The following is a 13,275-nucleotide window of genomic DNA, read 5'->3' as shown; positions in this document are numbered from 1 at the left end:
GTCCTGGGGCGGGGTCACCGGGGGGTCTCGGTTTCCGGGGTGAGGAGGTCGGCGACGTCCAGGACGTGGTAGCCGCGCATCGAGGGCAGGCACCGGCCGCGCACCGGCCCGATCGCCGAAGCCCACGTCACCGGGATCGCGCCGACGCCGCGCAGCGCCCCGGCGAGGGCGCCCGCCACGGCCGCCGTGGTGTCCGCATCGCGGCCCATGTTCACCGCGGTCAGGACCGAGTCGGCGAAGTCCCCCCGGCAGGCGGCGAACGCTCCGAAGGCCAGGCCGACGGCTTCCGGGGCCAGGTCCGTCCACGGGTAGCCGCCGATCACCACCGCGGAGCGCACGGCCCGTTCGCCGCGCGGGGCGGCGGTGACGGCCCGGCGCAGGGAGCGGGCGGTCCAGGAGTCGGACGGGATGACCGAGAGGGCGGCGGAGACGACCGACGCGGGCCCGGCGCCGGCCATCGCCGCGGCGACGCCCGCCGCGACGGCCTGGCCGCCGTAGATGCCCTCTCCGTCGTGGCTGACGGTGCCGTCGATCGCGACGAGCCGGGCGGCCTCCGCCGGCCGCCCCGCCGCGAACACCCCGAACGGCGCCGCCCGCATCGCCAGGCCGTCCGACCAGGCGTGCCGGTGCTGCGCGGAGATGGGCGCCGCGAGACCCCGCCGCAGGTTCTCCAGCGTGCCCCGCTCGGAGAACCCCGCCCCGCGGAACGGGCCCTCGTCCAGGTCGGCGATCCAGTGGTGCCAGGCACGCTCCACGTGGGCGACGGTGAGCGCCGACCCGTGCCGGGCCAGCAGCAGCCCCGAGAAGATCGCGTACTCGGTGTCGTCCGTGCCCGACGGGTCGTCGGTGACGAAGCCCTCGATCCGGCCCCATCTCGCGCGGATCTCCGAGGGCTTCGTGTTCTCCGCGGGGGCGCCCAGCGCGTCGCCCACCGCGAGGCCCAGGAGGGCGCCCCTGGACCGTTCGAGGAGGACCTGCGGGGGGCAGGGGCCGCCCGGAGTGCATGCGGCGGTCAGCTCCATGGCGCGCGCCTCTCCATCCGAGGGGGTCCATCCGAGGGGGCTGGACGGGGCCATCGCGACCCCTAGGGGATTTGTGTCATGACATGCGGTTTGCCCGTTGTCGCGAAACGCCCCGCCCGTACCGTCGTCACCCGGTCGCCGACCCGCAAATGCCCAGGTAAGTACGGCCTTCCTTGCTGGCGGGCAACAGAAATCGTGCGTAGTTTCGAGGTGTTGAGGGGGAGCGGAGCGTTCCAGGGCACCCGTGTGCCCCCGTACGCACACAAGGGGAGATACGCCGCATGTCCATCATCGACACCGAAGCGCCGCTGCACACGGCCCACCGGGACAACCACACCCACCGGGACGTCAACGGCGGCTGGCTGCGGCCGGCCGTGTTCGGTGCCATGGACGGGCTCGTCTCCAACCTCGCCCTGATGACCGGCGTGGCCGGCGGCGCCGTCGCCCCGCACACCATCGTCATCACCGGGCTGGCCGGTCTCGCCGCCGGCGCCTTTTCGATGGCCGCGGGCGAGTACACCTCCGTCGCCTCGCAGCGTGAACTGGTCCTCGCCGAACTCGAGGTCGAACGGCAGCAGTTGCTGGGGCACCCCGTCGACGAGATGGAGGAGCTGGCCGAGCTGTACGTCTCGCGCGGCGTCACCCCGGCCCTCGCCCGCGAGGTCGCCATGCAGCTGTCCCGCGACCCCGACCAGGCCCTGGAGATCCACGCCCGCGAGGAGCTCGGGATCGACCCCGACGACCTGCCGTCGCCGCTGGTCGCCGCGGCGTCCTCGTTCGGCTCCTTCGCGCTCGGCGCGCTGCTGCCCGTGCTGCCCTATCTGCTCGGCGCCACGGCCCTGTGGCCCGCGGTGCTGCTCGCCCTGGCCGGACTCTTCGCCTGCGGGGCCGTCGTCTCCAAGGTCACCGCGCGGTCCTGGTGGTCCAGCGGCCTCCGGCAGCTGCTTCTGGGTGGCGCGGCCGCCGGTGTGACGTACATCCTGGGAACCTGGATCGGCACAGCCATAGGCTGACCGCGCATCGAATGAGACACTATGCAGAGCACGACATAAGTAGTTGATTACCCGGCGGTTTCGATCCCGTGTCCGCCGGGCATCACAGCAGGGCGCACCGGGCAACGATGCCCACCTTCTTCGCGCCAGGATCCGCCCGGCGCCGTGCCGCCGCACGCGCCGCAGTCCATCCCAAGCTGCCACAACACACCCCGCAGGACGCCCGCAGGACCCCGGAACACCCCTTCTCTGCCCCGTGCAGTGTCCGCATGCTGAAACGCCGATATCCGCTTCCCGGGATAGCAGCCATCATGTAACCTGCACGAAATTTCGCAGAGGGCCAACGTCGTCCCTCGGCCATGCACCAATGCCACGACGACGACGGGAGAGCCGATGCGTTCCGCATCCACGCACTCCGCGACCGGCCCCAGCAGCACCGCCTGGTCGCCCATGGACGGTCGCCCCGCCCGACAGGGCATGTACGACCCGCGCAACGAGCACGACGCCTGCGGCGTCGGCTTTGTGGCCAACCTCAGCGGCGAGGCCGGCCACACGCTGGTCGAGCAAGCGCTGACCGTACTGCGGAACCTCGAGCACCGCGGCGCCACCGGCTCCGAGCCGGACTCGGGCGACGGAGCCGGCATCCTCTGCCAGGTCCCGGACGCCTTCCTCCGCGAGGCCACCGGATTCGAGCTCCCCGAGGCCGGCGCGTACGCCGTCGGCATCGCCTTCCTCCCCGCCGACGGCACCGCACGGGCCGTCGCCGTGGAGCAGATCGAGGCCGTCGCCGCCGAGGAGAACCTCACCGTCCTCGGCTGGCGCGAGGTCCCGGTCACCCCCGAGCTGCTCGGCAACGGCGCCCGCGCCACCATGCCGGCCTTCTCACAGCTCTTCGTCGCCGACGGCGAGAACACCGGGATCGCCCTCGACCGCAAGGCGTTCGTGCTGCGCAAGCGCGCCGAACGCGAGGCCGGCGTCTATTTCCCCTCGCTGTCCGCCCGCACCATCGTCTACAAGGGCATGCTGACCACCGGCCAGCTGGAGCCCTTCTTCCCCGACCTCTCCGACCGCCGCTTCGCCTCGGCGCTCGCCCTGGTCCACTCCCGGTTCTCCACCAACACCTTCCCGTCCTGGCCGCTCGCCCACCCGTACCGGTTCGTCGCCCACAACGGCGAGATCAACACGGTCAAGGGCAACCGGAACTGGATGCGGGCCCGCGAGTCCCAGCTCGCCACCGACACCTTCGGCCAGGGCGCCCTCGACCGGATCTTCCCGATCTGCACCCCGGACGCCTCCGACTCCGCCTCCTTCGACGAGGTCCTGGAGCTCCTGCACCTCGGCGGCCGCTCCCTGCCCCACGCCGTGCTGATGATGATCCCGGAGGCCTGGGAGAACCACACCTCCATGGACCCGGCACGCCGCGCCTTCTACCAGTACCACTCCACGATGATGGAGCCCTGGGACGGCCCGGCCTGCGTCACCTTCACCGACGGCACCCAGGTCGGCGCGGTCCTCGACCGCAACGGCCTGCGCCCCGGCCGCTACTGGGTCACCGACGAGGGCCTCGTCGTGCTCTCCTCCGAGGTCGGCGTCCTCGACATCGACCCCGCCAAGGTCGTCCGCAAGGGCCGCCTCCAGCCCGGCCGCATGTTCCTCGTCGACACCGCCCAGAACCGGATCATCGAGGACGACGAGATCAAGGCCGAGCTGGCCGCCGCCGCCCCGTACGCCGAATGGCTCGACTCCGGCGAGATCGAGCTGACGGACCTGCCCGAGCGCGAGCACGTCGTGCACACCCACGCCTCGGTCACCCGCCGCCAGCAGACCTTCGGCTACACCGAGGAAGAGCTCCGCGTCATCCTCGCGCCGATGGCCCGCACCGGCGCCGAGCCGATCGGCTCCATGGGCACCGACTCCCCCATCGCCGCCCTCTCCGAGCGGCCCCGGCTCCTCTTCGACTACTTCACCCAGCTCTTCGCGCAGGTCACCAACCCGCCGCTGGACGCCATCCGCGAGGAGCTCGTCACCTCGCTCGTGTCCTCCCTCGGACCGCAGGGCAACCTGCTGGAGCCCACCGCCGCGTCCTGCCGCAGCGTCACGCTCCCCTTCCCGGTGATCGACAACGACGAGCTGGCCAAGCTCATCCACATCAACGCCGACGGCGACATGCCCGGCATGAAGGCCGCCACCCTCTCGGGCCTCTACCGGGTCTCCGGTGGCGCCGACGCCCTCGCCGCCCGCATCGCCGAGATCCGCGCCGAGGCCGACGCCGCCATCGCGGGCGGCGCCCGCCTCATCGTCCTCTCGGACCGGCACTCCGACGCCGAGCACGCGCCGATCCCGTCGCTGCTGCTCACCGCCGCCGTGCACCACCACCTCATCGCCACCAAGCAGCGCACCCAGGTGGGCCTGCTGGTCGAGGCCGGCGACGTCCGCGAGGTCCACCACGTCGCCCTGCTCATCGGCTACGGCGCCGCCGCCGTCAACCCGTACCTCGCCATGGAGTCCGTCGAGGACCTGCTGCGCGACGGCACGTTCATCGAGGGCATCGAGCCCGAGAAGGCCATCCGGAACCTGATCCATGCCCTCGGCAAGGGCGTCCTGAAGGTCATGTCCAAGATGGGCATCTCCACCGTCGCCTCCTACCGCGGCGCCCAGGTCTTCGAGGCCGTCGGCCTCGACGAGGAGTTCGTCGAGACCTACTTCCAGGGCACCGCCACCAAGATCGGCGGCGCCGGCCTCGACGTCATCGCCAGGGAAGTCGCCGCCCGCCACGCCAAGGCCTACCCCGCCTCCGGGATCGCCCCCGCGCACCGCGCGCTGGAGATCGGCGGCGAGTACCAGTGGCGCCGCGAGGGAGAGCCGCACCTGTTCGACCCGGAGACGGTCTTCCGCCTCCAGCACGCCACCCGCAACCGCCGGTACGACATCTTCAAGAAGTACACGGACCGGGTGAACGAGCAGTCCGAGCGCCTCATGACGCTCCGCGGCCTCTTCGCCTTCAAGAGCGACCGCCCCGCCATCCCCGTGGACGAGGTCGAGCCCGTCTCCGAGATCGTCAAGCGGTTCTCCACCGGCGCCATGTCGTACGGCTCCATCTCCAAGGAGGCGCACGAGACCCTCGCCATCGCCATGAACCAGCTGGGCGGCAAGTCCAACACCGGTGAGGGCGGCGAGGACCCGGACCGCCTGTACGACCCGGCCCGCCGGTCGTCGATCAAGCAGGTCGCCTCCGGCCGCTTCGGCGTCACCTCCGAGTACCTGGTCAACGCGGACGACATCCAGATCAAGATGGCCCAGGGCGCCAAGCCCGGCGAGGGCGGCCAGCTGCCCGGCCACAAGGTCTACCCGTGGGTCGCCAAGACCCGGCACTCCACCCCGGGCGTCGGCCTCATCTCCCCGCCGCCGCACCACGACATCTACTCCATCGAGGACCTCGCCCAGCTCATCCACGACCTCAAGAACGCCAACCCGGCCGCCCGCATCCACGTGAAGCTGGTGTCCGAGGTCGGCGTCGGCACGGTCGCGGCAGGCGTCTCCAAGGCCCACGCGGACGTCGTCCTCATCTCCGGCCACGACGGCGGCACCGGCGCCTCCCCGCTCACCTCGCTCAAGCACGCCGGCGGCCCCTGGGAGCTCGGCCTCGCCGAAACCCAGCAGACCCTGCTGCTCAACGGGCTGCGCGACCGGATCGTCGTCCAGACCGACGGCCAGCTCAAGACCGGCCGCGACGTCGTCATCGCCGCCCTGCTCGGCGCCGAGGAGTTCGGCTTCGCCACCGCCCCGCTCGTCGTCTCCGGCTGCGTCATGATGCGCGTCTGCCACCTCGACACCTGCCCCGTCGGCATCGCCACCCAGAACCCGGTCCTGCGCGACCGCTTCTCCGGCAAGCCCGAATTCGTCGTCAACTTCTTCGAGTTCATCGCCGAGGAGGTCCGCGAACTCCTCGCCGAGCTGGGCTTCCGCACCCTCGCAGAGGCCGTCGGCCACGCCGAACTGCTCGACACCGCCAAGGCCGTCACCCACTGGAAGGCGCAGGGCCTCGACCTGGAGCCGCTCTTCCACGTGCCCGACCTGCCCGACGGCGCCGTCCGCCACGCCCTGGTCGCCCAGGACCACGGCTTGGAGAAGGCCCTCGACAACGAGCTGATCGAGCTCGCCGCCGACGCCCTGAACGCGGCCACCGCCGAAGAGGCCCAGCCCGTCCGCGCCCAGGTCGCCATCCGCAACATCAACCGGACCGTCGGCACCATGCTCGGCCACGAGGTCACCAAGAAGTTCGGCGGCGCGGGCCTGCCCGCCGACACCATCGACCTCACCTTCACCGGCTCCGCCGGCCAGTCCTTCGGCGCCTTCCTGCCGAGCGGCATCACCCTCCGACTGGAGGGCGACGCCAACGACTACGTGGGCAAGGGCCTCTCCGGCGGCCGCATCGTCGTCCGCCCGGACCGCGCCGCCGACCACCTCGCCGAATACAGCACCATCGCCGGAAACACCATCGGCTACGGCGCCACCGGCGGCGAGATGTTCCTGCGCGGCCGCACCGGCGAACGCTTCTGCGTCCGGAACTCCGGAGCCCTGGTCGTCTCGGAAGGCGTGGGCGACCACGGCTGCGAGTACATGACCGGAGGCACCGCCGTCGTCCTCGGCGGGACCGGCCGCAACTTCGCGGCCGGCATGTCCGGCGGCGTCGCGTACGTCGTGGACCTCGACCCGCGGCAGGTCAACGCCGGCAACGCGGGGGCCGTCGAGACCCTCTCCGACGAGGACAAGCGGTGGCTGCACGATGTGGTGCGCCGCCACGAGGAGGAGACCGGCTCGACCGTCGCCGCGAAGCTCCTCGCTGACTGGGACGCCGCGGCGGCCCGCTTCAGCAAGATCATCCCGACCACGTACAAGGCAGTGCTCGCCGCCAAGGACGCCGCTGAGCGGGCCGGACTCTCCGAGTCCGAGACCACCGAGAAGATGATGGAGGCGGCGACCCATGGCTGACCCGAAGGGCTTCCTCACCACCACCCGCCAGACCGCCTGCTCCCGCCCCGTCGAGGAGCGGCTGAAGGACTGGAACGAGGTCTACGTCCCCGGCTCCCTGCTCCCCATCATCAGTGAGCAGGCCGGACGCTGCATGGACTGCGGCATCCCGTTCTGCCACAACGGCTGCCCGCTCGGGAACCTCATTCCCGAGTGGAACGACTACGCCTACCGCGAGGACTGGGCGGCCGCCTCCGAGCGCCTGCACGCCACGAACAACTTCCCGGAGTTCACCGGCCGCCTGTGCCCCGCCCCGTGCGAGTCGGCGTGCGTGCTCGGCATCAACCAGCCGGCGGTCACCATCAAGAACGTCGAGGTCTCCATCATCGACAGGGCGTGGGACAACGGCGGCGTCGCCCCGCAGGCCCCCGACCGCCTCTCCGGCAAGACCGCCGCCGTCATCGGCTCCGGCCCGGCCGGCCTCGCCGCCGCCCAGCAGCTCACCCGCGCCGGCCACACCGTCGTCGTGTACGAGCGCGCCGACCGCATCGGCGGCCTGCTGCGCTACGGCATCCCCGAGTTCAAGATGGAGAAGGTGCACATCAACCGCCGCATCGAGCAGATGCGCGCGGAGGGCACCAAGTTCCGCACCGGCATCGAGGTCGGCCGCGACATCACCGCCACCGACCTGCGCAAGCGGTTCGACGCCGTCGTCATCGCCGCCGGCGCCACCGTCTCCCGTGACCTGCCCGTCCCCGGCCGCGACCTGAACGGCATCCACTTCGCCATGGAGTACCTGCCGCTCGCCAACAAGGTCCAGGAAGGCGACTTCGTCGCCCCGCCCATCACCGCCGAGGGCAAGCACGTCGTCGTCATCGGCGGCGGCGACACCGGCGCCGACTGCGTGGGCACCGCCCACCGCCAGGGCGCCCTCTCGGTCACCCAGCTGGAGATCATGCCCCGCCCCAACGAGGAGCGGAACCCGGTCGCCCAGCCCTGGCCGACCTTCCCCATGCTCTACAAGGTCACCTCGGCCCACGAGGAGGGCGGCGAGCGGGTCTACTCCGTCTCCACCACCCACTTCGAGGGCGACGAGGACGGCAACGTCCAGGCCCTGCACCTGGTCGAGGTCGAATTCGTCGACGGCAAGCTCGTCCAGCGGGAGGGCACCGAGCGCCGCATCCCGGCCCAGCTGGTCACCCTCGCGATGGGCTTCACCGGCACCGACAAGTCCAACGGCCTGGTCGAGCAGTTCGGCCTGCAGCTGGACGAGCGCGGCAACATCGCCCGCGACGCCGCCTACGCCACCAACGTCGACGGCGTCTACGTCGCCGGCGACGCCGGCCGGGGCCAGTCCCTCATCGTGTGGGCCATCGCGGAGGGCCGCTCCGCGGCCCGCGGAGTCGACCGCTACCTGACGGGCAGCAGCACCCTCCCGTATCCGGTCAAGCCGACGGACCGCGCGCTGGCGGTCTGATCCTCCTGACGCCGGCCTCGCACCGCTCGGCCGCAGGCGGCCTCCCGGGCTTCGTCCGGCTGCGCCGGCCTCCGGCCGTCGGCTCGGCGCCGGCGCCCTGCAGTAACCCCGGCTTCGGCCAGGACCCCTCCCTGAACGGGAGGACCCCTCACACGGTCCGTACAACGGCGTACGGGACTCGACACGGCGCCCGCCACCTTCCCCGACCAGGGACGGCGGGCGCCGTGGCGCGCGGGGTGTCAGGCCTCGGGCGCGAACTCGTACCGGAGCTCGTAGAGGTGCCCGGCCTTCACCATGACCGTGACCTCGACGGGCCGGTCACCGTCTCCGTACACCGTGCGGAGGGTACGCAGGACCGGCAGCTCACCGGGGAGGCGCAGCGCTGCGTACTGCTCTTGCGTGGCGACCCGGGCGGAGACCCGGTCCACGCTGCGGCGCGGCGGGAAGCCGAGCTCGACCAGCAGGGTCGGCGTGCCGCCGCGGATCCGACGCGGCTCGCCCAGGGCCGTGCCCCGGGCGATGTCCGGCGGGTAGTACGAACTCACCAGCTCGGCGGGCTCCCCGTCGACGCTGACCCGCTGCCGCCGCCGGACGCCGAGTCCTGCTGACCGGCCCGCGGGCGGGGCTCGGGCACGGCACGGGCAGGTGGTGCGCCGTCGGGGTGCGCACCACCCGCCCCGTGCGTGGCGTCTACTGCGCCGGGTCCTCGCGCGGCGGTTCGTCGTCATCGCCCCGGCGGAGGGTGTGGAGCCCGCGCTGCGGGGTCCAGGTGCGGATCACCAGCTCGTCGCCGTCGACGCCGATGTGGACGACCTCCGTCAGGTCGGCGTGGAACAGGTGGAACGGGTGCGGGGTCTGCGTCTCCTCCGCGTACCGGTGCAGCTCGGGCGGGTCCACCTGCTCGATCGCCCGCCCGGAGATCCGTACGTCCCCGTCGGGCATGGTCTCGCCCTCGCCCGGGTTGCTGTGCAGGGCGAAGCGCGGGTCGCGCTGGAGGTCGCGGGCCTTCATGGAGCCCTGCATCATGCCGAGCCACAGCTCCCCGCCGCGGATGTCGACGTTCATACCGGTCAGCCGCGGAGAGCCGTCCTTGCGGAGGGTGCCGAGGACGTGGTGGGGGTACTGCGCGAAGCGGGCCCGGACGGTGGCCGCGAATGCCGGTTCCTGTTTTTCGAACGCTGCCCAGTTGTTCGTCGTCATGCGTCCATCAAAGCGCGCGGCAGCGGCGGCCGCCGGTCAGGCGCGCACGATGCCCGCCGCACGGGCCGCCGCCAGCCAGGCCGGGAACTCCCCGACCAGCCGGTCGTACAACTCCCGGTCCGGCATCGCGCGGGGGTCGGGGCCCGCGTGGAAGTAGCCCGCGTTGTCGACGACCCGACGGGACGGCACGGGCAGATCGTCGAGGCGGCGCAGGAAGTCGAACTGCTTGCTGTGGGTGTCGCCGAAGCCGACGAACTGCCAGAAGAGCGGCAGCCTGGCCGCCTTGCACAGGTACTTCTCCGCGGCGAGCCGGCTGACCGGGCCGCCGTCGGTCTGGAAGACGACCAGGGCGGGTACGGCCGATCCCGAGTCCAGGTAGTGGTCGATGACCGCGTCCATCGCCGCGTGGTACGAGGTCTTGCCCATGTGGCCGAGGCGGGAGGCGATCTCGGCCACGCGCCCGGCGTGCCGGGAGAGCGGTATCTCCTCGACCGCGTCGACGTCGGTGGAGAAGAACACCACCGGGACGCGGCCGTCGTCGTCCAGGTGCGCCGACAGGCCGAGCACCCGGTCCGCGAGCGCCTGCACGGTGCCGTCCCGGTAGTACGGGCGCATCGACCCCGAGTGGTCGAGGACCAGGTAGACGGAGGCGCGGCCGCCCTGCAGCCCGTGCTCGCGCAGTGCGGTCCCGGCGGTCTTGTAGAGGCTCACCAGGGCCGGAGCGGTCTGTTCGATCTTGCGGAGGTCGATCGCGCTGGCCGTCATGGGCCGAGGGTACGGCAGGGCGCGGGCACCGCGGTGCCGGTCTCGAATGCCGGGGCGCATGCCCGTACGCGTGCCGGGGCTCGTGCCCGTGAGGCGGGCCGCGGGCATGATGTGTGCATGTCGATGCTGCTGCGCAACCTGCTGCTCCTGGTGGTGGAGTGCGGCGCCGTGCTGCTGCTGCGCGAGCCGGTGCCGTGGATTCCGGTCCTGCTGGCCGTCTTCGTCGTCGGTTCGGGCGTACTGCACGGAACCGACGCCGAGTTCACCCCGCGCTTCGCGGTCGCGCTCGCCGCCGTGGGGGTTGCCGAACTCGCCGTCCGGGCGTGGGGGCTGCCGGACCCGCGGGCGACGGCGGCCGGGCTGGGGGTCGCGGTGCTGCTCGTCGTCCAGACGGCCCTCGTGGTCCGATACGCGCGGCGGCCGCGCCCGCGCCCGCGGCGGCGCCGCGCCTGAGGCCGGCCCGACCGGGCCGCCCTGGCAGAGGGCCGGGGAGATCGAACAGAATGCCCGCATGACGCCCGCACCCCCGCCCGTGCCCGCACCTGGGTCCCCGACCGCGCCCGAGTCCGGCGCCGGTTCCCCGGCCGCGCCCGAGGCCGGCGCCGAGCCCGGCGCCGAGCCCGGCGCCGGGACCGGGCCGGACCCGCGCTCCCGGGCCCGGGCCTTCGACGGTGCCGCCGCGCTGTACGCCGCGTACCGGCCCGGCTATCCGGGCGGGCTCTTCGACGCCGTCGAGGAACTCGCCGGGCGCCCGCTGCGCGGGGCCCGCGTGGCCGACATCGGCGCCGGGACCGGCGTCGGCACCGCCCTGCTGCACACCCGCGGAGCCCGCGTCCTCGCCGTCGAACCGGGCGGAGGCATGGCCGCCGAGTTCCGGCGGGCCCACCCGCACATCCCGCTCGTCAGCGGGGACGGCAACCGCCTGCCGCTCGCCGGCTCCGCGTTCGACCTGCTCACCTACGCCCAGGCCTGGCACTGGACCGACCCCGTCCGTGCCGTCCCCGAGGCCCGGCGCGTACTCCGCCCCGGCGGCGCGCTCGCGCTCTGGTGGAACGACCCGGACACCGCCGTCGACTGGATCGCCGGGCAGGAAGCCCGGATCCGCGGCTTCTTCCACGCCGACGTGGCCCTGTCCCGGGCGCTGCCCGCCGAGCTCGCGTTCGCCACCCGCGCGGTGCGGTGGTCGCGCCGGATCCCCCTCGAAGCGCACCTCGCCAACCTCGCCAGCCACTCCCCGTTCCTCGTCGTCGGCCCCGACCGCACCCGGGAGTTCGTGGACGCCGAACGGGCCCTGCTCGACCCGCTCTTCCCGGACGGTACGGTCGAGGAGCGCTACGTCACCACCCTCAGCCTGGCCCGCGTATGAGACGGATACCGCTGCTCGCCCTGCCGGTGCTGTGCTGCGCCGGCCTGGCCGCGTGCGCGCCGTTCGACGGCTCCGCCGAGGCCGACGTCCGCTACGCGGAGGACTTCAACAGCCACGAGCCGCTGCTGGTGCAGGGCTACCCGACGGACGGATCGCTGCGCCTCGTCCAGCAGGTCGTCTGGCGGATCGCTGACGGCGACCCGGACCGGCTGGAGGACCTTTCCGGCAGCGACGCCTCGCCGCAGGAGCGGGCGGGCACGGCTCGCCGCTGGACCACCGAGTTCCGCGAGGGGGCCGGGGGGAAGGCCACGGCGGTCTTCTGCGAACCCGGCGAGGTCCACCAGGCGGTGGTACTGCGCTTCCCCGGCACGGGCCAGACCAAGGTCCTGCACGTCCGGCTCGACGGCATCGGCGGCGAGGACGGCTGGCGCGTACGGATGAACGAGGCCGCGGGCGCGCCGCCGGAGCCGCTGCCGCCCTGCGCCGAACTGTGACCCGGCCCTAACCTCGGCACCAGAAGGCTCCCACCCGCTGCGGGAAGGCAGGCGCGACGATGGCCTCGGCACCCCAGAAGATCACCACGTTCCTGATGTTCGAGGGCAGGGCGGAGGAGGCCATGGCCTTCTACACCTCCCTTTTCGACGACGCCGAGGTCGTCGACGTCACCCGCTACGGCGCCGAGGGGCCCGGCCCGGAGGGCAGCGTGCAGCACGCCACGTTCTCGCTCGCCGGGCAGCGGTTCATGTGCATCGACAGTTACGTCAAACACGAGTTCGGCTTCACCCCGGCGGTCTCCCTCTTCGTCCGGTGCGACTCCGAGGCCGAACTCGACCGCCTCTACGCGGCCCTCGCCGAGCAGGGCGCCGAGTTGATGCCCGTCGGCGACTACGGCTTCAGCGCCCGCTTCGGCTGGGTCAACGACCGCTTCGGGGTCTCCTGGCAGCTCAACCTGCCGTCCTGACGACCGCCTCCGCCACGACCGCCTCCGCCACGACCGCCGCCCGGCAGGCCCGGGGGCTGCCCCAGGCGTCCCGCAGCGGGCGGGCCTTGCGCAGCCACAGCGACAGGTCCAGTTCCTCGGTGTAGCCGACTGCGCCGTGCACCTGCAGCGCCGTCAGGGCCGCCCCGTACGCCGCCTCGCCCGCCGCGAGCTTCGCCGCCGCGACCTCGCCGGGGGCGAGGGACAGGGCCGCCGCCCACAGCAGCGGTCGGGCGAACTCCAGGGCCAGGAGCGTGTCCGCCAGCCGGTGCTTGACCGCCTGGAAGCCCCCGATCGGCATGCCGAACTGGGTGCGCTGCCGGGCGTACTCCACCGTGCGGGCCAGCAGTTCCCCGCCCACGCCGAGGCACTGGGCCGCCGTCAGCAGCCGCGCCCAGCCGGCCGCCTCCCGGGCCGCGGCCGTGACGTGCGGGCCGGCGGCGAGGAGCTCGCCCCCGGCCGGCGGGAGGGACAGCCGGCGCGCCGGGTCCGCCGACCGCAGC

11 protein-coding genes and 1 pseudogene are annotated in these 13,275 nt (G+C 72.8%); 7 read left to right on the top strand and 5 right to left on the bottom strand.

The annotated features are described in order from the left end of the window. Nucleotides 1–14: 14 nt before the first annotated feature. A complete protein-coding gene (locus HYE82_RS26035; RefSeq protein ID WP_179176593.1) occupies nucleotides 15–1,022 on the bottom strand; it encodes an ADP-ribosylglycohydrolase family protein in 1,008 nt (335 codons plus the stop codon). Between the two features lie 281 nt (nucleotides 1,023–1,303). Here HYE82_RS26035 and HYE82_RS26030 point away from each other — a divergent pair, with 281 nt between their 5' ends. From HYE82_RS26030 to HYE82_RS26020, 3 genes are all read left to right on the top strand, one after another. Then, nucleotides 1,304–2,035: a VIT1/CCC1 transporter family protein gene (locus tag HYE82_RS26030; RefSeq protein WP_179176592.1), complete on the top strand. Its 732-nt coding sequence runs from the start codon at nucleotides 1,304–1,306 to the stop codon at nucleotides 2,033–2,035. 372 nt (nucleotides 2,036–2,407) lie between these two features. After that, nucleotides 2,408–7,006: a glutamate synthase large subunit gene (gene gltB, locus HYE82_RS26025; protein ID WP_179176591.1), complete on the top strand. Its 4,599-nt coding sequence runs from the start codon at nucleotides 2,408–2,410 to the stop codon at nucleotides 7,004–7,006. Further along, complete coding sequence (locus HYE82_RS26020) at nucleotides 6,999–8,462, top strand: glutamate synthase subunit beta (protein WP_179176590.1); 1,464 nt, start codon at nucleotides 6,999–7,001, stop codon at nucleotides 8,460–8,462. Before gltB ends, HYE82_RS26020 begins: the two co-directional genes overlap by 8 nt. A gap of 239 nt (nucleotides 8,463–8,701) precedes the next feature. Here the strand turns inward: HYE82_RS26020 and HYE82_RS26015 are convergent. The 3 genes and pseudogenes from HYE82_RS26015 to HYE82_RS26005 all read right to left on the bottom strand — a co-directional run. Continuing rightward, a pseudogene (locus HYE82_RS26015) lies at nucleotides 8,702–9,055 on the bottom strand (UTRA domain-containing protein); the annotation flags it as partial. 97 nt (nucleotides 9,056–9,152) lie between these two features. Beyond that, nucleotides 9,153–9,662, bottom strand: a complete 510-nt coding sequence (locus HYE82_RS26010) for a pyridoxamine 5'-phosphate oxidase family protein (protein ID WP_179176588.1) — start codon at nucleotides 9,660–9,662, stop codon at nucleotides 9,153–9,155. 36 nt (nucleotides 9,663–9,698) lie between these two features. Further along, on the bottom strand, nucleotides 9,699–10,427 hold the full coding sequence (locus HYE82_RS26005) for a VWA domain-containing protein (protein WP_179176587.1): 729 nt from the start codon (nucleotides 10,425–10,427) through the stop codon (nucleotides 9,699–9,701). 117 nt (nucleotides 10,428–10,544) lie between these two features. On the opposite strand from HYE82_RS26005, the gene HYE82_RS26000 reads away from it, so the two are divergent. From HYE82_RS26000 to HYE82_RS25985, 4 genes are read left to right on the top strand one after another with little or no spacing between them, the layout of a single operon-like run. Beyond that, nucleotides 10,545–10,880 (top strand): hypothetical protein, encoded by a 336-nt coding sequence (locus HYE82_RS26000; RefSeq protein WP_179176586.1) that lies wholly within the window; start codon nucleotides 10,545–10,547, stop codon nucleotides 10,878–10,880. 58 nt (nucleotides 10,881–10,938) lie between these two features. Then, nucleotides 10,939–11,793, top strand: coding sequence for a class I SAM-dependent methyltransferase (locus HYE82_RS25995; RefSeq protein ID WP_179176585.1), 855 nt, complete (start codon nucleotides 10,939–10,941; stop codon nucleotides 11,791–11,793). Next, the gene (locus HYE82_RS25990; RefSeq protein WP_179176584.1) at nucleotides 11,790–12,287 is read left to right on the top strand and encodes a hypothetical protein; all 498 of its coding nucleotides are present in this window, start codon (nucleotides 11,790–11,792) and stop codon (nucleotides 12,285–12,287) included. The genes HYE82_RS25995 and HYE82_RS25990 overlap by 4 nt, the downstream gene beginning before the upstream one ends. 59 nt (nucleotides 12,288–12,346) lie before the next feature. After that, entirely contained in the window at nucleotides 12,347–12,754 is a 408-nt protein-coding gene (locus tag HYE82_RS25985; protein ID WP_179176583.1) for a VOC family protein, read from the top strand. On the opposite strand, the gene HYE82_RS25980 is transcribed toward HYE82_RS25985, so the two are convergent. Continuing rightward, a partial coding sequence (locus HYE82_RS25980) for an acyl-CoA dehydrogenase family protein (protein ID WP_256987682.1) occupies nucleotides 12,738–13,275 on the bottom strand: 538 nt, incomplete at its 5' end. The genes HYE82_RS25985 and HYE82_RS25980 overlap by 17 nt on opposite strands.

The sequence above is a fragment of the Streptomyces sp. BR123 genome (genome assembly GCF_013401435.1).
Classification (GTDB): domain Bacteria; phylum Actinomycetota; class Actinomycetes; order Streptomycetales; family Streptomycetaceae; genus Streptomyces.
Note: the sequence above shows the minus strand (reverse complement) of the source record. Positions and strands in the feature narration are given on the sequence as shown.

Coding starts and splice junctions, on each gene's coding strand:
- HYE82_RS26000 (WP_179176586.1), top strand. CDS start 10,545: ATGTCGATGCTGCTGCGCAACCTGCTGCTCCTGGTGGTGGAGTGCGGC.
- HYE82_RS25985 (WP_179176583.1), top strand. CDS start 12,347: ATGGCCTCGGCACCCCAGAAGATCACCACGTTCCTGATGTTCGAGGGC.
- HYE82_RS25990 (WP_179176584.1), top strand. CDS start 11,790: ATGAGACGGATACCGCTGCTCGCCCTGCCGGTGCTGTGCTGCGCCGGC.
- HYE82_RS26010 (WP_179176588.1), bottom strand. CDS start 9,662: ATGACGACGAACAACTGGGCAGCGTTCGAAAAACAGGAACCGGCATTC.
- HYE82_RS26005 (WP_179176587.1), bottom strand. CDS start 10,427: ATGACGGCCAGCGCGATCGACCTCCGCAAGATCGAACAGACCGCTCCG.
- HYE82_RS26020 (WP_179176590.1), top strand. CDS start 6,999: ATGGCTGACCCGAAGGGCTTCCTCACCACCACCCGCCAGACCGCCTGC.
- HYE82_RS26030 (WP_179176592.1), top strand. CDS start 1,304: ATGTCCATCATCGACACCGAAGCGCCGCTGCACACGGCCCACCGGGAC.
- HYE82_RS26035 (WP_179176593.1), bottom strand. CDS start 1,022: ATGGAGCTGACCGCCGCATGCACTCCGGGCGGCCCCTGCCCCCCGCAG.
- gltB (WP_179176591.1), top strand. CDS start 2,408: ATGCGTTCCGCATCCACGCACTCCGCGACCGGCCCCAGCAGCACCGCC.
- HYE82_RS25995 (WP_179176585.1), top strand. CDS start 10,939: ATGACGCCCGCACCCCCGCCCGTGCCCGCACCTGGGTCCCCGACCGCG.